We start from the raw sequence: 16,063 nt of genomic DNA, 5'->3' as shown, positions 1-16,063 counted from the left end.
TTGGAAAAGGGCCGTTTGGCGCGGCGAAATCGTGCGGCGGCGCTTCGCCTTTCAGGAAGCGCTTTGTCAAGGCGCGCAAGGGCGGCTATGGCCGCGCGCACATGAAAATTCACCCGCTGATCACCACCTCCGACGCCCTCGCCGCTCTCATCCAACGCATGTCCGCCCACGACTTCGTCGCCGTCGACACCGAGTTCATGCGCGAGAACACCTATTGGCCGGAGCTATGCCTGCTGCAGATCGCCACCCCCGACGAGGCGGCGGCGATCGATCCGATGGCGACTGACCTCGACCTCACGCCCTTGCTCGACCTGCTGGTCGAGAATGACGAGGTGCTGAAGGTCTTCCACGCCGGCGGGCAGGACCTGGAAATCATCCACAACCTGACCGGCAAGGTGCCTGTGCCGCTGTTCGACACTCAGATTTCGGCGATGGCGCTCGGCTATGGCGAGCAGATCGGCTATTCGAACCTCGTCGAAAGCGTGCTCGGCCACACGCTCGACAAGGGCGCGCGATTCACCGACTGGTCGCGCCGCCCGCTCGACAAGCGCCAGATCGACTATGCGATTGCCGACGTCACCCACCTCGCCACCATCTTCCCGAAGCTTGTCGCGAAGCTCAAGAAGACCGGTCGCGGTGCGTGGCTCGACGAGGAAATGGAGCGCCTCGCCGATCCGTCGAGCTTCGCCTTTCCGCCCGAGGATGCGTGGAAACGCCTCAAGCTGCCGAGCCGCAATCCCGCCGTCCTCGGACGCCTCAAGGCCCTCGCGGCATGGCGCGAAACCGAAGCGCGCGGAAAGAACCTGCCTCGCGGCCGCATCGTCAAGGACGACACATTGGCCGACATCGCCGGCCACCCGCCCAAGACCCAGGAAGACCTCGGCAAGGTTCGCGGCCTGTCCGCCGGCTGGCGCAACAACGACATTGGTGCGCGCATGATGGCCGCACTCGCCAAGTCGGCCCCGCTCGGTCCCGAAGACTTGCCCGACCGCGAACCTCGCCGACCCGGCCTGACCAAGGACGCCGCGCTGGTCAGCGACCTGCTCAAGCTGCTGCTCAAGATCCGCGCCAAGGAAGCCGGCGTCGCAGCAAAGCTCATCGCGCGCTCAGACGAGCTGGAATCGCTTGCGGCGGGCGTTCGCGAACAGCTTAACATCCTCTCGGGCTGGCGCTTCGACGAATTCGGGCGCGACGCGCTCGACCTGGTCGAAGGCCGCATCGGTTTCGCCACCGAAAACGGCAAGCTCAAGCTCAGCCGCATCGAGAATTAGGCGGGGGGGAACCAAGGCGACGGCGTCGCGCGTTATCTCCTCACAAGGAGATTTTCATGCGTCATCTGCCCCTCGCCCTTGCCGCACTTCCGCTGGCGGCCTGCACTAGCAACATGACCGACCCACCGACGGTAAGCGATCCTGCCGCGCTCTGCCGCGGCGACGGTCTCGCCTCTTACGTCGGTCGACCAGCGACCCAGGACCTCGGCGCACGCATGCTTCGCGAGACCGGCGCGCGGACGATCCGTTGGGTGCCCAAAGGCGGCATGGTCACGATGGATTTCCGCGGCGATCGACTGACCGTCCAACTCGATGAGGCTAACCGGGTCGAGCGCGCCAGTTGCGGCTAGGCGATCCTGATGTCGGACGTCCGGCCGATCGCCTTCGCCAGCTGCTGAAGACGCCGTTCGACCGGGTCGGTGAGCAAGTTCCGATGCCGCGCGTGAACGGTTAGCGACAAGCGCTTCGAGTCGATCGAAAGCGTGGTTTTTCGAAGCAATGTCTCGGTGCCGCCGCTCAATCGCTGCGCCAGACGCAAGGCTTTGCCCCACGCCATCGCGCGATCTTCCTCGCCCGGCCGAAGCAGGGTCCGCAATCGCGATCCGAAACCGCCGTCGCCGCCAAAGGCGCTGCACAAGGCTCGGCCGATCACCGCACGGCCGTGCGGGCTGATGCCGACCCAATTGCCGTGGATCGCCATATCCACCGCGCGTTCGGCTCTGAAGTCGGGATGCGCGTTCCAGGCAATATCGCCCAGTAGGCACGTCGCAAGCCGAAGCCGCTGCATGTCGCTCGGATCGTCGGGGAAGATCGGCGCCATCCATTGGTCCAGTGCCGCGCCATGGTCGCCGAAACGCCCAAGCCGCTCGCCCACTTCCAGTGCCCCCGCCAGCAGCGGGTCTTCGTCGCGAATGGACTGCGGAAGGTCGCGGTAGAGCAATCCCTCGCGAAGCCCGAATGCCGAGGTCATCACTCGGCGTGGTCCCAACACTTCGACCATCGCCTGCAGCACCGTCAGCGCGGGCGCCAAACTGGGCGCTCGCGAGGCCGATACGCCGGACAGCGCCTTGATCTCCTCGACCGGCGACGTGGCCAGCAGGCGCTGAAGTTCGTCCAATCGCTCAGGCGCGATCTTGTGCTGGTGAACGATCGGCAGCGGATGGTTCGCGCTCTTGAGGTCGAATTGCGCCAGCGCCCGGAACGACCCGCCGACCAAGTAAAGCCCGTGCCCGCGCGCCGCATCCTTCAGTCGGCTATCCTTGATCGCCGCGCGGATGTCCTTGGCGATCTTGGCACGATCGGGCGACGTCCCGAGGCGGAGCACACCGATCGGCAAGGACACTCCCTCACCCACCCCGCCGCGCGCAACGCCGATCAATTCCAGGCTGCCCCCGCCGAGGTCGGCGACGATGCCGTTGGCGCGAGGGATGGCCGATACGACGCCAAGTCCCGACAGCTCGGCTTCCTCGGGTCCCGGCAGTAGCCGCGGTTTCAGCCCAAGCGCCGCAATCTCGCGCATGAACGCAGGACCATTCGACGCATCGCGAACGGCCGCAGTCGCCACGGTGTGAAGCTTCTTCAGCCCCATCTCGCGCGCCAGCAGGCGGAAGCGGGCAAGCGCCGCCAGCGTCTTGGCCATCGCCTCCTCGTCGAGCCGACCGTCCTTCGCCACGCCCCGACCGAGCGCCGCCATCACCTTTTCGTTGAACAGAGCCGACGGCACGCGAGGGGTGCCACCATAGGCGACGAACCGCACCGAGTTCGACCCGATGTCGATGATGCCCACCGGGCCGAAGCTGGTTGCGGTCATCCGCTCAGCCGCGCTGAGTCAGTCGGAGCTTGGGTACGGCCTTGCCGCCAAGCGCCTGCCCGCGTCCCGACAGCGACGGATTCGTCATGAAATAGCGGTGCAGGTTGAAGTGGCGCTTGCCGGGCTTCATCCGCGTGTAGGACCCGTCGGGATTGAGCGCCCAGCTCTGCTCGTTGTCGATCAAATTCGCGATCATCACCTGATCCAGGATCTGCGCATGCACGGTCGGGTTTTCCATCGGCATCATATATTCCACCCGCCGGTCGAAATTGCGCGGCATCCAGTCGGCTGACGAGATGTAGACCTTGGCCTGCCGATGCGGCAGCCGTCCGCCGTTGGCAAACACGAAGATGCGGCTGTGCTCCAGAAAGCGGCCGATGATCGACTTCACACGGATGTTCGACGACAGCCCGGGCACGCCGGGACGAAGGCAGCATACGCCCCGAATGACCAGGTCGATCGACACCCCCGCCTCGCTCGCGGCGTAGAGCTTCTCGATCACCGCCGGATCGACCAGGCTGTTCATCTTCGCCCAGATCGCGGCGGGCTTGCCCTCTCGCGCATTGGCGATCTCCGCGTCCATCAGCGACAATATCTTGTCGCGCAGACCGCGCGGGCTGACCGTCAGCAGTTCCAACCCCTTGGGCGGGACATACCCAGTGATCAGGTTGAACAGCTTGGCCGCATCGCGCGCCGCCCTCCGCGATGCGGTGAAGAAGCTGATGTCGGTGTAGATTCGCGCCGTCGTCGGATGATAATTTCCCGTGCCGAAGTGGCAGTAGGTCCGCATCACCCCGCCTTCGCGGCGGATCACCATCGACACCTTGGCGTGGGTCTTCCACTCGACGAAGCCGTAGATGACCTGAACCCCGGCGCGCTCGAGCCGGCTTGCCCACAGCAGATTCTGCTCCTCGTCGAAGCGCGCCTTCAATTCGACGACCGCCGTTACCGACTTCCCCGCTTCCGCGGCGGCCACCAGCGCGTCGATGATCGCCGACTGCTTGCCCGCGCGGTAAAGCGTCTGTTTGATCGCGACGACGTCGGGGTCCTCGGCCGCCTGCCGAAGGAAAGCGACCACCACCTCGAAGCTTTCGTAGGGGTGGTGGATGACGATATCCTTGGCGCGGATCGCGGCGAAACAATCGCCGTCATGCTCAAGGATGCGCTCGGGGAAGCGCGGCGTGTAGGGCGGGAATTTCAGGTCAGGACGATCGACCTCGACCAGCTGCGCCAGGTCGGCGATGCCGATAAAGCCCGCGCTCTCCGCGACCAGCGCGCTGTCGGCGCCAAGACCACGGTGGACCATCTCCTCGAGGTTCGCCGGCGTATCGGCGGCGAATTCCAGTCGAATGACGCGCCCACGTCGCCGCCGCTTGATCGCGCTGCGGAAGTAGCGGACGAGATCCTCGGCCTCTTCTTCCACCTCGATATCGCTGTCGCGAAGCACGCGGAAGGCGCCAGATCCGACCTGCTCGAAACCCGGAAACAGCAGGTCGAAGTGCGCGCGAATGATCGTCTCGATCGGGATGAACCGGCTGCGCGACCCCGGCAGGCGAATGAAGCGCGGCAACGTGCTGGGGATCATCAGCAATTCGATCACCGGTTCGGCTTCGCGCCCCTGCCGAAGGTCGAACACAAGGCTGAAGCCGCCGTTGGGAATGAACGGAAACGGGTGCGCCGGATCGATCGCTTGCGGCGTCAGCACCGGCAGGATCTGTTCGCGGAATTGCGCCTCGACCCACTTGCGCTCGGGCTCGTCGAGTTCCTCGGCTCCGACCACGTCGAGCCCGCGCTCGTCGAGCTGTTCGCGAAGCATCATCCATTCGGCCTGCTGCGCGATCACCAGCGCGTCGGCTTCATCGACGATCGCCTCCAGCTGCTGGTTGGCGGTCAGGCCGTCCATGCTGAGATTCTCGATCCCGCGAAGCTGTTGGCCCTTCAATCCCGCCACGCGGACCATGAAGAATTCGTCGAGGTTCGAGCCCGAAATCGACAGGAAGCGCAGCCGCTCCAGCAACGGATGCGCCGGATTGGTCGCTTCCTCGATCACGCGCCGGTTGAACGCCAGCCAGCTCAACTCGCGGTTGAACAGGCGCGGGGCATCGACCTTCGGCGCGACCTTCGCCGACGTCGTCATGCGACCTTCCTCGCGTCGATCAGTCCGCCTTCGGCCAGCGCGCGCCGGATCGTCGGCATGGTCAGGCGCGCGCGCTCGGCGATCGCGAAGCGGTCGATCGCCTCGACCACGCGCTCGGCGGCGAAGTAGCTGCGCTCGACCCGCGACGCGACAAAGTCGAGCGCATCTTCGGGAACGTGCAAGCCACGATCGGCGAAGCGAAGGCGGATGATCGCCCGGAACAACTCGTCGTCGGGCTGGCCGATCCGCGCGATCGGAGTGACCGCCAATCGGGTACGAAGGTCGGGCAGCGCAATCTCCCACGCTGGCGGAACCTCGTCGACCACCAGGACGATCGGCTTCTTGCTTTCCTGCGCCGCATTCCAGGCGTGGAACAATTCTTCCTCGTCATGCCGCTCGGCAAGGTCGAACAGGCGACCACCGACCCGTTCGACAAACGCGCGCGCAAGCAGCGATCGTCCCGAACGGCGCGGCCCGGTCAGCAATGTCGCGCGGACCGGCCACATCGACCAGGTCCTGAAATGCTCGAACGCCTCGCGGTTGGCGTCACCCAGAATGAATCGGCTGTCGTCCTTACCCTGCGGCCAGTCGAGCGGAAGCGCGAACTGGTCGGGTGCGCTCACGGCGCAGGGCTCGATTGCGCTGCGGGTTCGGGTGCGGTCGGCGCCGGCGCCGGCGTTGCTGCCGGTGGCGGCGTCCGGAATGGGGTGACCAAGGTCCGGAGCACGTTGCCGTTCACGTTGACCGCAAAACCACGCGCGACGATCTGGTTGCGCAGCGCCCCCGCATCACCACGATAGGTCACACTGAGCATGCTCGTCCCATTGACCGGCGGGCTAGTCTCGCTGACCCCGATCACGCCGCGGATCGACCGGATCTGGCGTAGCGCGTAGCTGTTCCAGGCGGCGTCCGGCGCCGCGATCTGGACAGACACCTGCGTGGTGGCCGACTTGTCTTCCTCGACCGTTTCTTCCTCGACGACTGGGGGCGGCGGCTGGATGACCAGGTCCGGATCACCGCGAACAATGCCCGCCGCCAGCGCGCGAGTGAACAACTCGTCCATGCGCAGCACGCCCTCGGTCATCATGCGCGGCAGGTCGGCGCTGTCCTTGGCCAGCAATTCGAACGATCCCAGCCGCTCGCCATCGGGACCGAAGCGCCCGACGAAGGTCGCCTTGGCCGGCCCTCCCGGATAGACGCGATCGAGGTGGACCTCGGCGACCAGCACGTTGGCAGCCCCGTAGAGGTCGAGGATATTGCGCCACCAGCCGCGCCCGGGCCGGCGGCTCTGGCTGGCGTTGATCAGCAATGGGTCGGTGCCGAGACCGCTGACGCGAACGTAATCGATCTGGCTTTGCGAAGTGCGGAATTGCGCCCAGGCGCGCTGCCACGGATTGCGAAGCTCGACGCCGGTAACCGTTCCGCCTGACACCATCACCGGGATCAGCAGCATCGGTGCCGACCGCCGCGCCTGTCCCGGAACGCCCAGCATTTCGCCGGCGCGCGACCGGTCGAACAGGACGCCGAGTTCGGCAATGTAGCGATTGGGGCCGATTTGCTCGCGCTCGACCACGATCGAGCTCACCAGGCCGTCGAGCGTCGAATCCGACAAAGTTGGCGCTTCGGAAATCGGCCGGCGATTGGTCCGCGCCCACAGCGCCTTGAAGCCTTCGCGCTGTGCGACCCGCCACCCGGCGAAGCGCGCTTCCTCGGCGCTCTTGCCCGACACGTCGACCTTGATCCCGCCGATCTCCAGCGTTCCGCTGCTGTCGATGGGCAGGATGCCGCGATCGCCGCCTTCCATCTGGGCATAGAGCGCGCCGCCCGTCCCCAACAGGACAAGCAAGGCAGCGATGGCGAGAAGGATCGGCCGGGGAAACAGCATCGCGCCGCTTTTGGCGACAATGGCGTGGAATTCCAAGTGCGATGTGGCTAGTTGCGCCAGGCATGACGCAAAAGCCACTCACCTACGCCGATGCGGGCGTCTCGATCGCGGCGGGAAACGATCTCGTCCGCGCCATCTCGCCGCTTGCCAAGTCGACCGCGCGACCCGGTGCGAACGCGGAGCTTGGCGGATTCGGCGGCTTCTTCGACCTCAAAGCGGCCGGCTACGACGACCCGATGCTGGTTGCGGCGAATGATGGCGTCGGCACGAAGCTGAAGCTGGCGATCGACACCGGCCGCCACGACGGCGTCGGCATCGATCTCGTCGCGATGTGCGTCAATGACCTGATCGTGCAGGGCGCAGAGCCGCTATTCTTTCTCGACTATTACGCCACGGGCAAACTCGACTCCGGGGTCGCGACCGCGGTCGTTGCGTCGATCGCCGACGGCTGCCGCCAGGCCGGTTGCGCGCTGATCGGCGGAGAGACTGCCGAAATGCCCGGAATGTATTCGGGCGGTGACTACGACCTGGCCGGGTTTTGCGTCGGCGCGGTCGATCGCGCCAAGGTCCTTACCGGCGGACGGGTGAGCCCAGGCGACGTGCTCCTCGGCCTCGCCAGTTCGGGGGTGCATTCGAACGGCTTCAGCCTCGTCCGCAAGCTGATCGAACGCAACGGCTGGGCGCTCGACCGCCCCGCGCTGTTCGACCAGGACCGGTTGCTCGCCGATCATCTGCTCGAGCCAACACGCATCTACGTGAAGAGCCTGCTTCCGCTCGTTCGCGACGGCCGCATCGCTGCGCTTGCCCACATCACCGGCGGCGGGCTGCTGGAAAACATTCCGCGCGTGATGCCCGACGGCTGCCACGCCCGCGTCGACGCTGATACGTGGTCCCTGCCCCGCCTGTTCGCCTTCCTTCAGGCCGGCGGCGCGATCGAACCGTCCGAGCTTGCCCGCACTTTCAATTGCGGGATCGGCATGGTGGTCGTCGTCGATCCAGCTGATGCCGACTCGGTCACCACGGACCTCGACGCCGCGGGCGAGACCGTTCACCGCATCGGCAGCGTCGAGGCCGGGGAGAAAGGCTGCACCGTCACGGGCAGCACAGACACGTGGAGCGCGCGCGAACCCTGGTCGGCCACCCACCATGGCTGACCGGACCCGCGTCGCCGTCCTTATCTCGGGACGCGGGTCGAATATGGCGGCGCTGATCTACGCCGCGCGCGCCGACGATTGCCCCTTCGAAGTCGCGCTGGTCACCGGCGACAAGCCCGACGCCCCCGGGCTTGCCCTCGCCGAAGCCGAAGGCATCTCAGTCGATCGCCTCGCTTCAGGTCCAACCTTCTGGACCGATCTCCAAGCGAGCCTTCACGCGGCGCGGATCGACCTCATCGCGCTTGCCGGCTTCATGCGCATCATTCCGGATGAATTCGTTTGCCGCTGGGCGGGCCGAATGATCAACATCCACCCCTCGCTGCTCCCACGCCACAAAGGGTTGCGCACGCACCAGGCAGTTTTAGCGGCCGGCGAATCAACAACCGGCGCTACCGTCCATCTCGTCACGCCAGAACTCGATTCGGGCGAAATCCTCGGACAGGTCGAAGTCGCCGTTCTTGCTGACGACACACCCGACGACCTCGCCACCCGCGTCCTCATCGCCGAGCACCAGCTCTACCCGCGCATCCTCGCCCAGTTCGCCTCGCGCGAGCGCGACCCGGCGTGGCTTGAGGAACGCGTTGGCGCGCTCGCGCTCGCGCTGCCAGAAACGCGCTTCAAGACCAGCCACGGCGCGCCCGGTTGGAAAGTCGGCAGCCCGTCGAGCGACAAGTTCTTCGCGATCATGTGGAACCGCCATCACGGCGAGGACAGCATTGGCCTGCTCGTCAAATGCAGCGGCCAGGACGAAATGGCACAGCTAATCGAGGCCGAACCCGATCTCTACTTCCGCCCAGCCTATTACGGCCCGTCGGACTGGATCGGCATCCGCCTCGACCGCGCGCGCGTCGATTGGGGCCATGTCGGCGAATGGCTGCAGCGCAGCTGGGGCTTGTGTGCGCCCGCCCGCCTGACCAAGCTGATGCGCGCCGCCGACGAATTCTAAGGAGCCGCCGCCGTGAGTGACCCGTCCCCCGAAGCCGCGCGCCGTCGTCGCCGCTGGATTTCCCTGGGCGAGACGATCGCCATCGCCGCGCTCGCCATCTCGGCACTGGGGCTGTGGAACAGTTGGCGTGGCGATCAGGCCGAAAAGCCCGTCGTCGCGATCGAAAAGACCAAACGCATTCCCCTCGCCCTACGCGGGCAGGTTCAGGACGAAGGCCAGGCGCTCGTCCTCTCCCCGGTCGAAGCGGGCCACGCGCTGGACTCCGCTACTCTGACCGCCGACGGCCGCTCGGTCTCGATCGGAAGCGATGGCAGGATTGCGGCGGCGGACGTCGAGACGCTGCTTGGTGAGGTCAAGGAAAAGAAGGACGGCGTGCTCACCGTCGCGATCGCCTCGCGCTACGTCGAGGCCGGCGACGACCGGCGTGCCAACGGTCGCTACCGCCTAGCCTATCGCTGGGTCGGTGGCGGCCTGTTCGACGACCGCGACCTCAGGATCGTCGGCCTGAGCCGGGCCTGACGAAGAAGGGCCGCCGGATCGCTCCGACGGCCCCGATCTGAAAAGCGGAGATCGGCTTAGCCGACGATCTCGTCGTCATTGAAGAAGTAAGCGATTTCGGTCGCCGCATTCTCGTCGCTGTCCGAACCGTGAACCGAATTGGCCTCGATCGATTCGGCCAGTTCCTTGCGGATCGTGCCGGCATCGGCGTTCTCGGGATTGGTCGCGCCCATGATGTCGCGGTTGCGCTTCACGGCGTCTTCGCCTTCGAGCACCTGCACGACGACCGGGCCCGAGATCATGAAGCTGACGAGGTCGTTGAAGAACGGACGCTCGCGATGAACGCCGTAAAAGCCTTCAGCCTGTTCCTTGGTCATCTGGATGCGCTTCGACGCGACGACGCGAAGGCCGGCTTCCTCGAGCATCTTGGTGACCGCGCCGGTCAGGTTGCGACGCGTGGCGTCGGGCTTGATGATCGAAAAGGTGCGGGTAACCGCCATGAAAAGCTCCAGATGTTCGGTGGTTGGGATTGGCCGCGCCCCTAGCCGCCGCAGCCACATCAGGCAAGGCTCAGGCCTTTTTCGTCCAGCGTCCCGCGTCAAGCGCCCAGAAGTTGCGCTCGACCCCGTCGCGCCCTGCAAGCAGCTTCCACGCCATCCGAGCGCCTTCCAGCGTTACGTCGTCGAACAAATAAAAAGCGCGGTCGTAGCCGAGCGCCGCTTCGCGCCATTCACCGTCGGCGATCAGCATGTTGCGGGCAAGATTGGGGGCGTCAGTCCCGCTCGACAGCAGGATCGGCTGCGCGGCATCGTCGACGCCTCCGGAAACACCGTGGGGCAGAAAGCTCGTCGCCCCCTGGTCCCACAATATCCGGTCGAGCCGCGCCAACGTCGCCTCCTCCGCCGCCACCACCAGCAATCGCTGGCCCTCGGCGATCAGCTTCGACGCCAGCGCGGCGATGATGCCCTCGGGCGGCGCCTGGCCGAGTTGGTAGAAGTCGACCCGCACCGTCAGCCTCGCTTAGCGCTCCAGCGTGTCGAGCACGTACTGGTCGAGCAGTCGCACGCCATAGCCGGTCGCGCCCTTCGCCCAGGTCGGCTTGTCCTTGTCGGACCAGGCCATGCCCGCGATGTCGAGGTGCGCCCACGCCACGCCGTCGTCGACGAACCGCTTGATGAACTGCGCCGCGGTGATCGACCCGCCTTCGCGCGGTCCGACGTTTTTCATGTCGGCAATCGGCGAATCGATCAGGCGATCGTAGGCTTCGCCAAGCGGCTGGCGCCACAATTTGTCGCCGCTGGCATCGGCCGCCTTGATCAGATTCGCCGCAAGCGTCTCGTCGTTGGCGAAGATGCCCGCATATTCATGGCCCAGGCTGATTACCATCGCGCCGGTCAGCGTCGCCAGGTCGACGATGGTGCGCGGACCAATATTCTTCTGCGTCCACGTAATCGCGTCGCACAGCACCAGCCGCCCCTCGGCGTCGGTGTTGATGACTTCGATCGTCTGCCCCGACATCGACGTGACAACGTCGCCCGGGCGCTGCGCATTGCCGTCGGGCATGTTTTCGACCAGCCCGCAGATACCGACGATGTTGGCCTTGGCCTTGCGCTTGGCGATCGCCAGCATCGCGCCGGCGACGGCGCCCGCGCCGCCCATGTCCCACTTCATCGATTCCATGCCCGCCGCCGGCTTGATCGAAATCCCGCCGGTGTCGAAGGTGACGCCCTTGCCCACGAACGCGACCGGCTTCTCAGCCTCGGAGCCGCCGTTCCAGCGCATGACCAGCAGCTGCGGCTTGCGCACCGAACCCTGCGACACGCCCAGCAGCGCGCCCATCCCGGCCTGCTCCATCTCGGCCTGGCCCAGCACCTCGATCTCGAGCGCGCTGCCCTCGGCATGCTTGCGCACCCGCTCGACGAAGCTTTCGGGGTAGATGATGTTTGCCGGCTCGGTGACCAGTTCGCGGGTTAGCGACACGCCGTCGACCAGCCCCGCATAGCGCTCGGAATAGCGTGCCTCGGCGCCCTCGCCCGCGACGATCGTGACGGTCTTCAACGTCGGCTTCTGCTTGTCCTTCAGGCGCGTACGATACAAGTCGTAGCGCCATCCGCGCAGTGCCGCCGCCAGTGCAACGCGTGCCGCCGCGTCGGCGTCATAGTCGAGCCCGCTGAGGTCGATCACCGCCTCGCTCTCACCCGAAGTCAGCAGCTTCGCGACGGCAGCGCCGCCCAGCTTTTCGGCCGCGTCGGTCGGCTTGGCGTCGGCGCCGATGCCGATCACCAGCAGGCGCCCGCCCTTGTCGCCCTCGACGAACAGTTCGCACGCCGCACCCGATTCGCCTTCGAAGCGATGGCGGCGAAGTGCCGCCTCGGCGGTCGCCTTGCCTTCACCCAGGGCATCGATGCCCGGACGGCGCGAACCGGCGGCCGGAAGGACGAGGACATAGTCGCCGCTGGGGCGGGTGGTGGCGAAGCGGATCTGCATGGAAAACCTCGGGACTTGGGAAGCGTTGCCAGCCCCTTAGGCGCAGGCTCGTGCCAAGGCAAAGGGGTGCAAAAGCGCAAGCCCGTCGCGCCAAGCCGGATTGCCGCCTGTCGGACTTGGTGCGATAGGCTGGCGCTTCGACTTCATGACGACCGGGCGGGATCAATTGCGGGCAGTGCGTAGGATGGGTCTCGGCGCGAGCGCGTTGGCGATGGCATGGGCGACGCCTGCCCTGGCGCAGGACGTGGCTGTCCCGCTTCCCGCCGCCCCGATCGCGCCTGCGCCGGCCGTTCCGGCCGAACCGGAACCGGTCATCGACTTCAGCGCCGATGAGGTCGTCTACGAAAGCCAGGCCGATGTCGTCACTGCGACCGGGCAGGTCCGCCTCTCGCGCGACGGCAATTATCTTGCCGCCGACCGCGTCGGGTGGGACCGCAACAGCGGAAAGGTCGTTGCCGAGGGCAATGTCGTCATCGTCAATCCGCAGGGCGACAAGTTGATCGGAGACCGGATCGACCTGACCGATTCGCTCAAAGACGGGACGATCGACAATCTGCTCGTCGTCCTGGAAAGCGGCGGACGGATCGCCGCGACGAAGGGCGAACGCCGCGGCGACAAGATGACGCTGACCAACGCCGTCTATTCGGCCTGCCCCGTCGTCAACGAGACTGGCTGCCCGCGAAACCCGAGCTGGAAGATCACCGCCGCCCGTGTCGTCCGCGACGAAAGCACCGGGCGAATCCGCTTCACCGGCGGCCGCATCAACATTCTCGGGCTCAGCCTGCCGCTGCTTCCGATCTTCGTCATCGGCGACGGCAGCCAGAAAGGCGGCGTGTCGGGCGCGTTGCTTCCCGGCATCCGCCTCGACAGCAACAACGGGCTCGAAGTCAGCCTGCCCTATTATTTCCGGATGGATCGCAATCGCGACCTGACCGTCACGCCGCATCTCTACACCGGCGCGGCGCCCGCGCTGGAAGGTCGGTTTCGTCACCTGACCTCGATCGGCGCCTACCAGCTTGGCGCCTTCGTCACCTACGGCGACATCGAGGACCCCGACACGGCGACCGCAACGTCCAGCGGCACCAATCGGGGCCTGCGCGCCTACGTCGAAGGCAATGGTCGCTTCCAGCTCGATCCCTACTGGACCATCAACGCCGCGCTCCGCGTCGCGTCGGACAAGACCGTCGCGCGCCGTTACGACCTTACGCGCGACGACAAGTTCCGCAATTTCATCAACGCCGAGCGGATCTCGCTCAACAGCTACGTCTCGATTGCCGGCTGGGCATTCCAGGGACTTCGGGCCGACGACGTCCAGCGCCAGATCCCGATCGCCCTGCCCGCGATCGATGCGCGTTTCCGCCTCGCCGACCCGGTGCTCGGAGGACAGGTCGAAGTGCAAGCGAACAGCCTCGCGATCCTTCGCCGCGACGGTCAGGACACGCAGCGGGCCTTCGCCAGCGCCCAATGGAATCTGCGCCGGGTCACTGGCTTGGGCCAGGAACTGACGCTGACCGCCTTCGGCCGCGCCGATGCCTATCACAGCGACGAGAATGAGAAGACCACGGTCGCCCTTTATCGCGGCGAAGAGGGCTGGCAATTTCGCGGGATCGGCGCCCTTGCCGCCGACATGCGCTGGCCCTTCATTGGCGAGCTGTGGGGCGGTGCCCAGCGCCTGACCCCCCGCGTCCAGCTGGTGCTGTCCCCGCCGACGCCGAACCTGTCGATCCCCAACGAGGACAGCCGCGCCGTCGACCTTGAAGACAGCAATCTGTTCGCGCTGAATCGCTTCCCCGGGCACGACCGCTGGGAAGACGGGTCGCGCATCACCTACGGCGTGCAATGGGATTACGACCGGCCGAACTGGTCGATCCAGACCGTCGTCGGGCAAAGCTATCGCCTCGCAAAATTCACCAACATCTATCCCGACGGCACCGGCCTCACCGACCGCCTGTCCGACGTTGTCGGCCGAACCCGCGTTCGGTTCGGCAATTTCGTCGACCTCACCCACCGGTACCGCATCGACAAGGACAGCTTCGCGGTCCGCCGCAACGAACTCGACCTCACCGTCGGGTCGAGCCTGACCTACGCGCAGGTCGGCTACCTACGCCTCAACCGCGACATTTCGACCGCGATCGAGGATTTGCGCGACAAGGAAGAACTTCGCCTTGCCGGGCGCTGGCAATTCCGCCGCTATTGGGCCGTCTACGGCTCGACCGTCCTCGACCTCAGCGATGCCGAAGAAGATCCGCTCAGCCTCGCCGACGGATTCGAGCCGGTTCGCCATCGTCTTGGCATCACGTACGAAGACGAATGCCTTGAGCTTGGCGTAGCGTGGAAGCGCGACTATGAACGGATCGGGGAATTGCGGAAGGGCAGCACGTTCTCGATCAATTTCGCCCTGAAGGGGATCGGCCGCTAAGCTGCCGTTCAGGCCGCCCGCGTAAAGGGCGTTTGACCAACCCGTTGGCACATGAGGAAATTTTGCGGTGGCAGTGATGAATTCAAAGCGTTCGATGATTTCCAAGCGCGCTGCGCTGACGATCGGCATGATCGCCGCGGTTACTGGTGGCGCCGTCGCCCAGCAGCAGGTGGCCCAGACCGCCGCGCAGCCCGTCAATTCGACTGCGACACTCAACCTGCCGCAGAACCCGCAACTGTTCGGCACGCGCCTGCCATCAGTCGTCAAGGCGACTGCGATCATCAACGGCGAAGTCCTGACACAGACCGATATCGATCAGCGCCTTGCCCTCTTGGCGATCGCCAACGGCGGCGAGATCCCCGCGAATGAGATCGAGACGCTCCGCCAACAGGTTCTCCGCAACCTGATCGACGAGACGCTGCAGATCCAGGCCGCCAAGCGTGAAGAAATCGACATCAAGAACGCCGACGTCGAAAAGACCGTCGCGCGCGTCGCGGGCAACATCAAGCAGACCCCGGCGCAGATGGAGCAGTATCTGAAGGAGCGCGGCTCCTCGATCAAATCGATCCGCCGCCAGATCATGGGCGAACTCGCGTGGCGCCGCCTGCAGTCAAAGAAGATCGAAAGCGGGATCAACGTCGGCGACGACGAGGTCCAGGCGATCCTCTCGAAGATGAACGCCGCCAAAGGCACCGAAGAATATCGCGTCGGCGAAATCTATCTGTCGGCAACGACTGCGAACGAGCAGCAGGCACAGGCCAATGCTGCCAAGATCCACGCCGCTCTCCAGCAGGGCGGATCGTTCGTCGGCTATGCCCGCCAGTTCTCCGAAGCCTCGACCGCCGCGGTCGGCGGCGACCTTGGCTGGGTTCGTCCCGAGCAGCTTCCCGAGCAACTCGCCGCCGCGCTTCGGCAGATGCGCCCCGGCATGGTCTCCGCGCCGATCAAGGTGCCGGGCGGCTATTCGATCGTCGCGGTTCAGGACGTGCGCAAGCGCGGCGTCGCCGATCCGCGCGATGCCGTCCTCAGCCTGAAGCAGGTGTCGATCGCCTTCCCGAAGGGCACTGGCCGCGCGCAGGCCGAACCGATCCTCGCCCGTTTCGCGCAGGGCGCGCAGAACGTCGGCGGCTGCGGTGGGGCGGAGAAGCTCGCGGCCGACTTCAAGGGTGAAGTCGTCGCATCGGACCAGGTGAAGATGCGCGATCTTCCGCCGGCGCTTCAGGAAATGATGCTGCCGATGCAGGTCGGGCAATCGACGCCGCCGTTCGGCTCGCTCGACGAAGGCATCCGCGTCCTCGTGATGTGCGGCCGTGACGAAGTCGATGCCAGCGCACCGTCGTTCGACCAGGTCTATGCGCAACTGAACGAGGAACGCGTCAACACGCGCTCGCGTCGTTACCTGCGCGACCTTCGCCGCGACGCGGTCATCGACTACCGCTGATCACGGCCTCCATCG

The 16,063-nt window shown here is 65.9% G+C and carries 14 protein-coding genes; 7 read left to right on the top strand and 7 right to left on the bottom strand.

Translation table 11 applies throughout. From position 1 onward, the window contains the following. The first annotated feature begins 101 nt into the window (after positions 1 to 101). Positions 102 to 1,271 (top strand): ribonuclease D, encoded by a 1,170-nt coding sequence (gene rnd / locus SH584_RS00620; protein WP_324807754.1) that lies wholly within the window; start codon positions 102 to 104, stop codon positions 1,269 to 1,271. 56 nt (positions 1,272 to 1,327) lie between these two features. Further along, a complete protein-coding gene (locus SH584_RS00615) occupies positions 1,328 to 1,621 on the top strand; it encodes an I78 family peptidase inhibitor (RefSeq protein ID WP_324807753.1) in 294 nt (97 codons plus the stop codon). Here the strand turns inward: SH584_RS00615 and SH584_RS00610 are convergent. Genes SH584_RS00610 through SH584_RS00595 form a run of 4 tightly spaced genes read right to left on the bottom strand, consistent with a single transcriptional unit; the run spans position 1,618 to position 7,139 of the window. Next, positions 1,618 to 3,081 (bottom strand): Ppx/GppA family phosphatase, encoded by a 1,464-nt coding sequence (locus tag SH584_RS00610; RefSeq protein ID WP_324807751.1) that lies wholly within the window; start codon positions 3,079 to 3,081, stop codon positions 1,618 to 1,620. The genes SH584_RS00615 and SH584_RS00610 overlap by 4 nt on opposite strands. A gap of 4 nt (positions 3,082 to 3,085) precedes the next feature. After that, complete coding sequence (locus SH584_RS00605; RefSeq protein ID WP_324807749.1) at positions 3,086 to 5,218, bottom strand: RNA degradosome polyphosphate kinase; 2,133 nt, start codon at positions 5,216 to 5,218, stop codon at positions 3,086 to 3,088. Then, positions 5,215 to 5,841 carry an HdaA/DnaA family protein gene (locus SH584_RS00600; RefSeq protein WP_324807747.1) on the bottom strand — a complete coding sequence of 209 codons (627 nt, stop codon included), beginning with the start codon at positions 5,839 to 5,841 and terminating at the stop codon, positions 5,215 to 5,217. The genes SH584_RS00605 and SH584_RS00600 overlap by 4 nt, the downstream gene beginning before the upstream one ends. Beyond that, the gene (locus SH584_RS00595; RefSeq protein WP_324807745.1) at positions 5,838 to 7,139 is read right to left on the bottom strand and encodes a heavy-metal-associated domain-containing protein; all 1,302 of its coding nucleotides are present in this window, start codon (positions 7,137 to 7,139) and stop codon (positions 5,838 to 5,840) included. The genes SH584_RS00600 and SH584_RS00595 overlap by 4 nt, the downstream gene beginning before the upstream one ends. 26 nt (positions 7,140 to 7,165) lie before the next feature. Here SH584_RS00595 and purM point away from each other — a divergent pair, with 26 nt between their 5' ends. From purM to SH584_RS00580, 3 genes are read left to right on the top strand one after another with little or no spacing between them, the layout of a single operon-like run. Continuing rightward, entirely contained in the window at positions 7,166 to 8,257 is a 1,092-nt protein-coding gene (purM, locus tag SH584_RS00590) for a phosphoribosylformylglycinamidine cyclo-ligase (RefSeq protein ID WP_324807743.1), read from the top strand. Then, on the top strand, positions 8,250 to 9,203 hold the full coding sequence (gene purN / locus SH584_RS00585; RefSeq protein WP_324807741.1) for a phosphoribosylglycinamide formyltransferase: 954 nt from the start codon (positions 8,250 to 8,252) through the stop codon (positions 9,201 to 9,203). The genes purM and purN overlap by 8 nt, the downstream gene beginning before the upstream one ends. 12 nt (positions 9,204 to 9,215) lie before the next feature. Continuing rightward, positions 9,216 to 9,722, top strand: coding sequence for a hypothetical protein (locus tag SH584_RS00580; RefSeq protein WP_324807739.1), 507 nt, complete (start codon positions 9,216 to 9,218; stop codon positions 9,720 to 9,722). A 56-nt stretch (positions 9,723 to 9,778) separates the two neighbouring features. Here SH584_RS00580 and ndk read toward each other — a convergent pair whose 3' ends face one another. The 3 genes from ndk to SH584_RS00565 all read right to left on the bottom strand — a co-directional run bounded on the left by ndk (position 9,779) and on the right by SH584_RS00565 (position 12,188). After that, on the bottom strand, positions 9,779 to 10,201 hold the full coding sequence (gene ndk / locus SH584_RS00575) for a nucleoside-diphosphate kinase (protein WP_322840708.1): 423 nt from the start codon (positions 10,199 to 10,201) through the stop codon (positions 9,779 to 9,781). A 70-nt stretch (positions 10,202 to 10,271) separates the two neighbouring features. Next, positions 10,272 to 10,709: a DNA polymerase III subunit chi gene (locus tag SH584_RS00570; protein ID WP_324807735.1), complete on the bottom strand. Its 438-nt coding sequence runs from the start codon at positions 10,707 to 10,709 to the stop codon at positions 10,272 to 10,274. A 12-nt stretch (positions 10,710 to 10,721) separates the two neighbouring features. Continuing rightward, entirely contained in the window at positions 10,722 to 12,188 is a 1,467-nt protein-coding gene (locus SH584_RS00565; RefSeq protein WP_324807733.1) for a leucyl aminopeptidase, read from the bottom strand. Between the two features lie 145 nt (positions 12,189 to 12,333). Here SH584_RS00565 and SH584_RS00560 point away from each other — a divergent pair, with 145 nt between their 5' ends. Together SH584_RS00560 and SH584_RS00555 are read left to right on the top strand one after the other, a co-directional pair. Further along, on the top strand, positions 12,334 to 14,607 hold the full coding sequence (locus tag SH584_RS00560; protein ID WP_324807731.1) for an LPS-assembly protein LptD: 2,274 nt from the start codon (positions 12,334 to 12,336) through the stop codon (positions 14,605 to 14,607). Between the two features lie 76 nt (positions 14,608 to 14,683). Then, the gene (locus SH584_RS00555) at positions 14,684 to 16,048 is read left to right on the top strand and encodes a peptidylprolyl isomerase (RefSeq protein WP_324809577.1); all 1,365 of its coding nucleotides are present in this window, start codon (positions 14,684 to 14,686) and stop codon (positions 16,046 to 16,048) included. Positions 16,049 to 16,063 lie beyond the last annotated feature (15 nt).

This window comes from Sphingomonas sp. LY29, from assembly GCF_035593985.1.
In the GTDB taxonomy this organism is placed as follows: domain Bacteria; phylum Pseudomonadota; class Alphaproteobacteria; order Sphingomonadales; family Sphingomonadaceae; genus Sphingomicrobium.
This window is presented reverse-complemented; position numbering and strand designations above follow the sequence as displayed.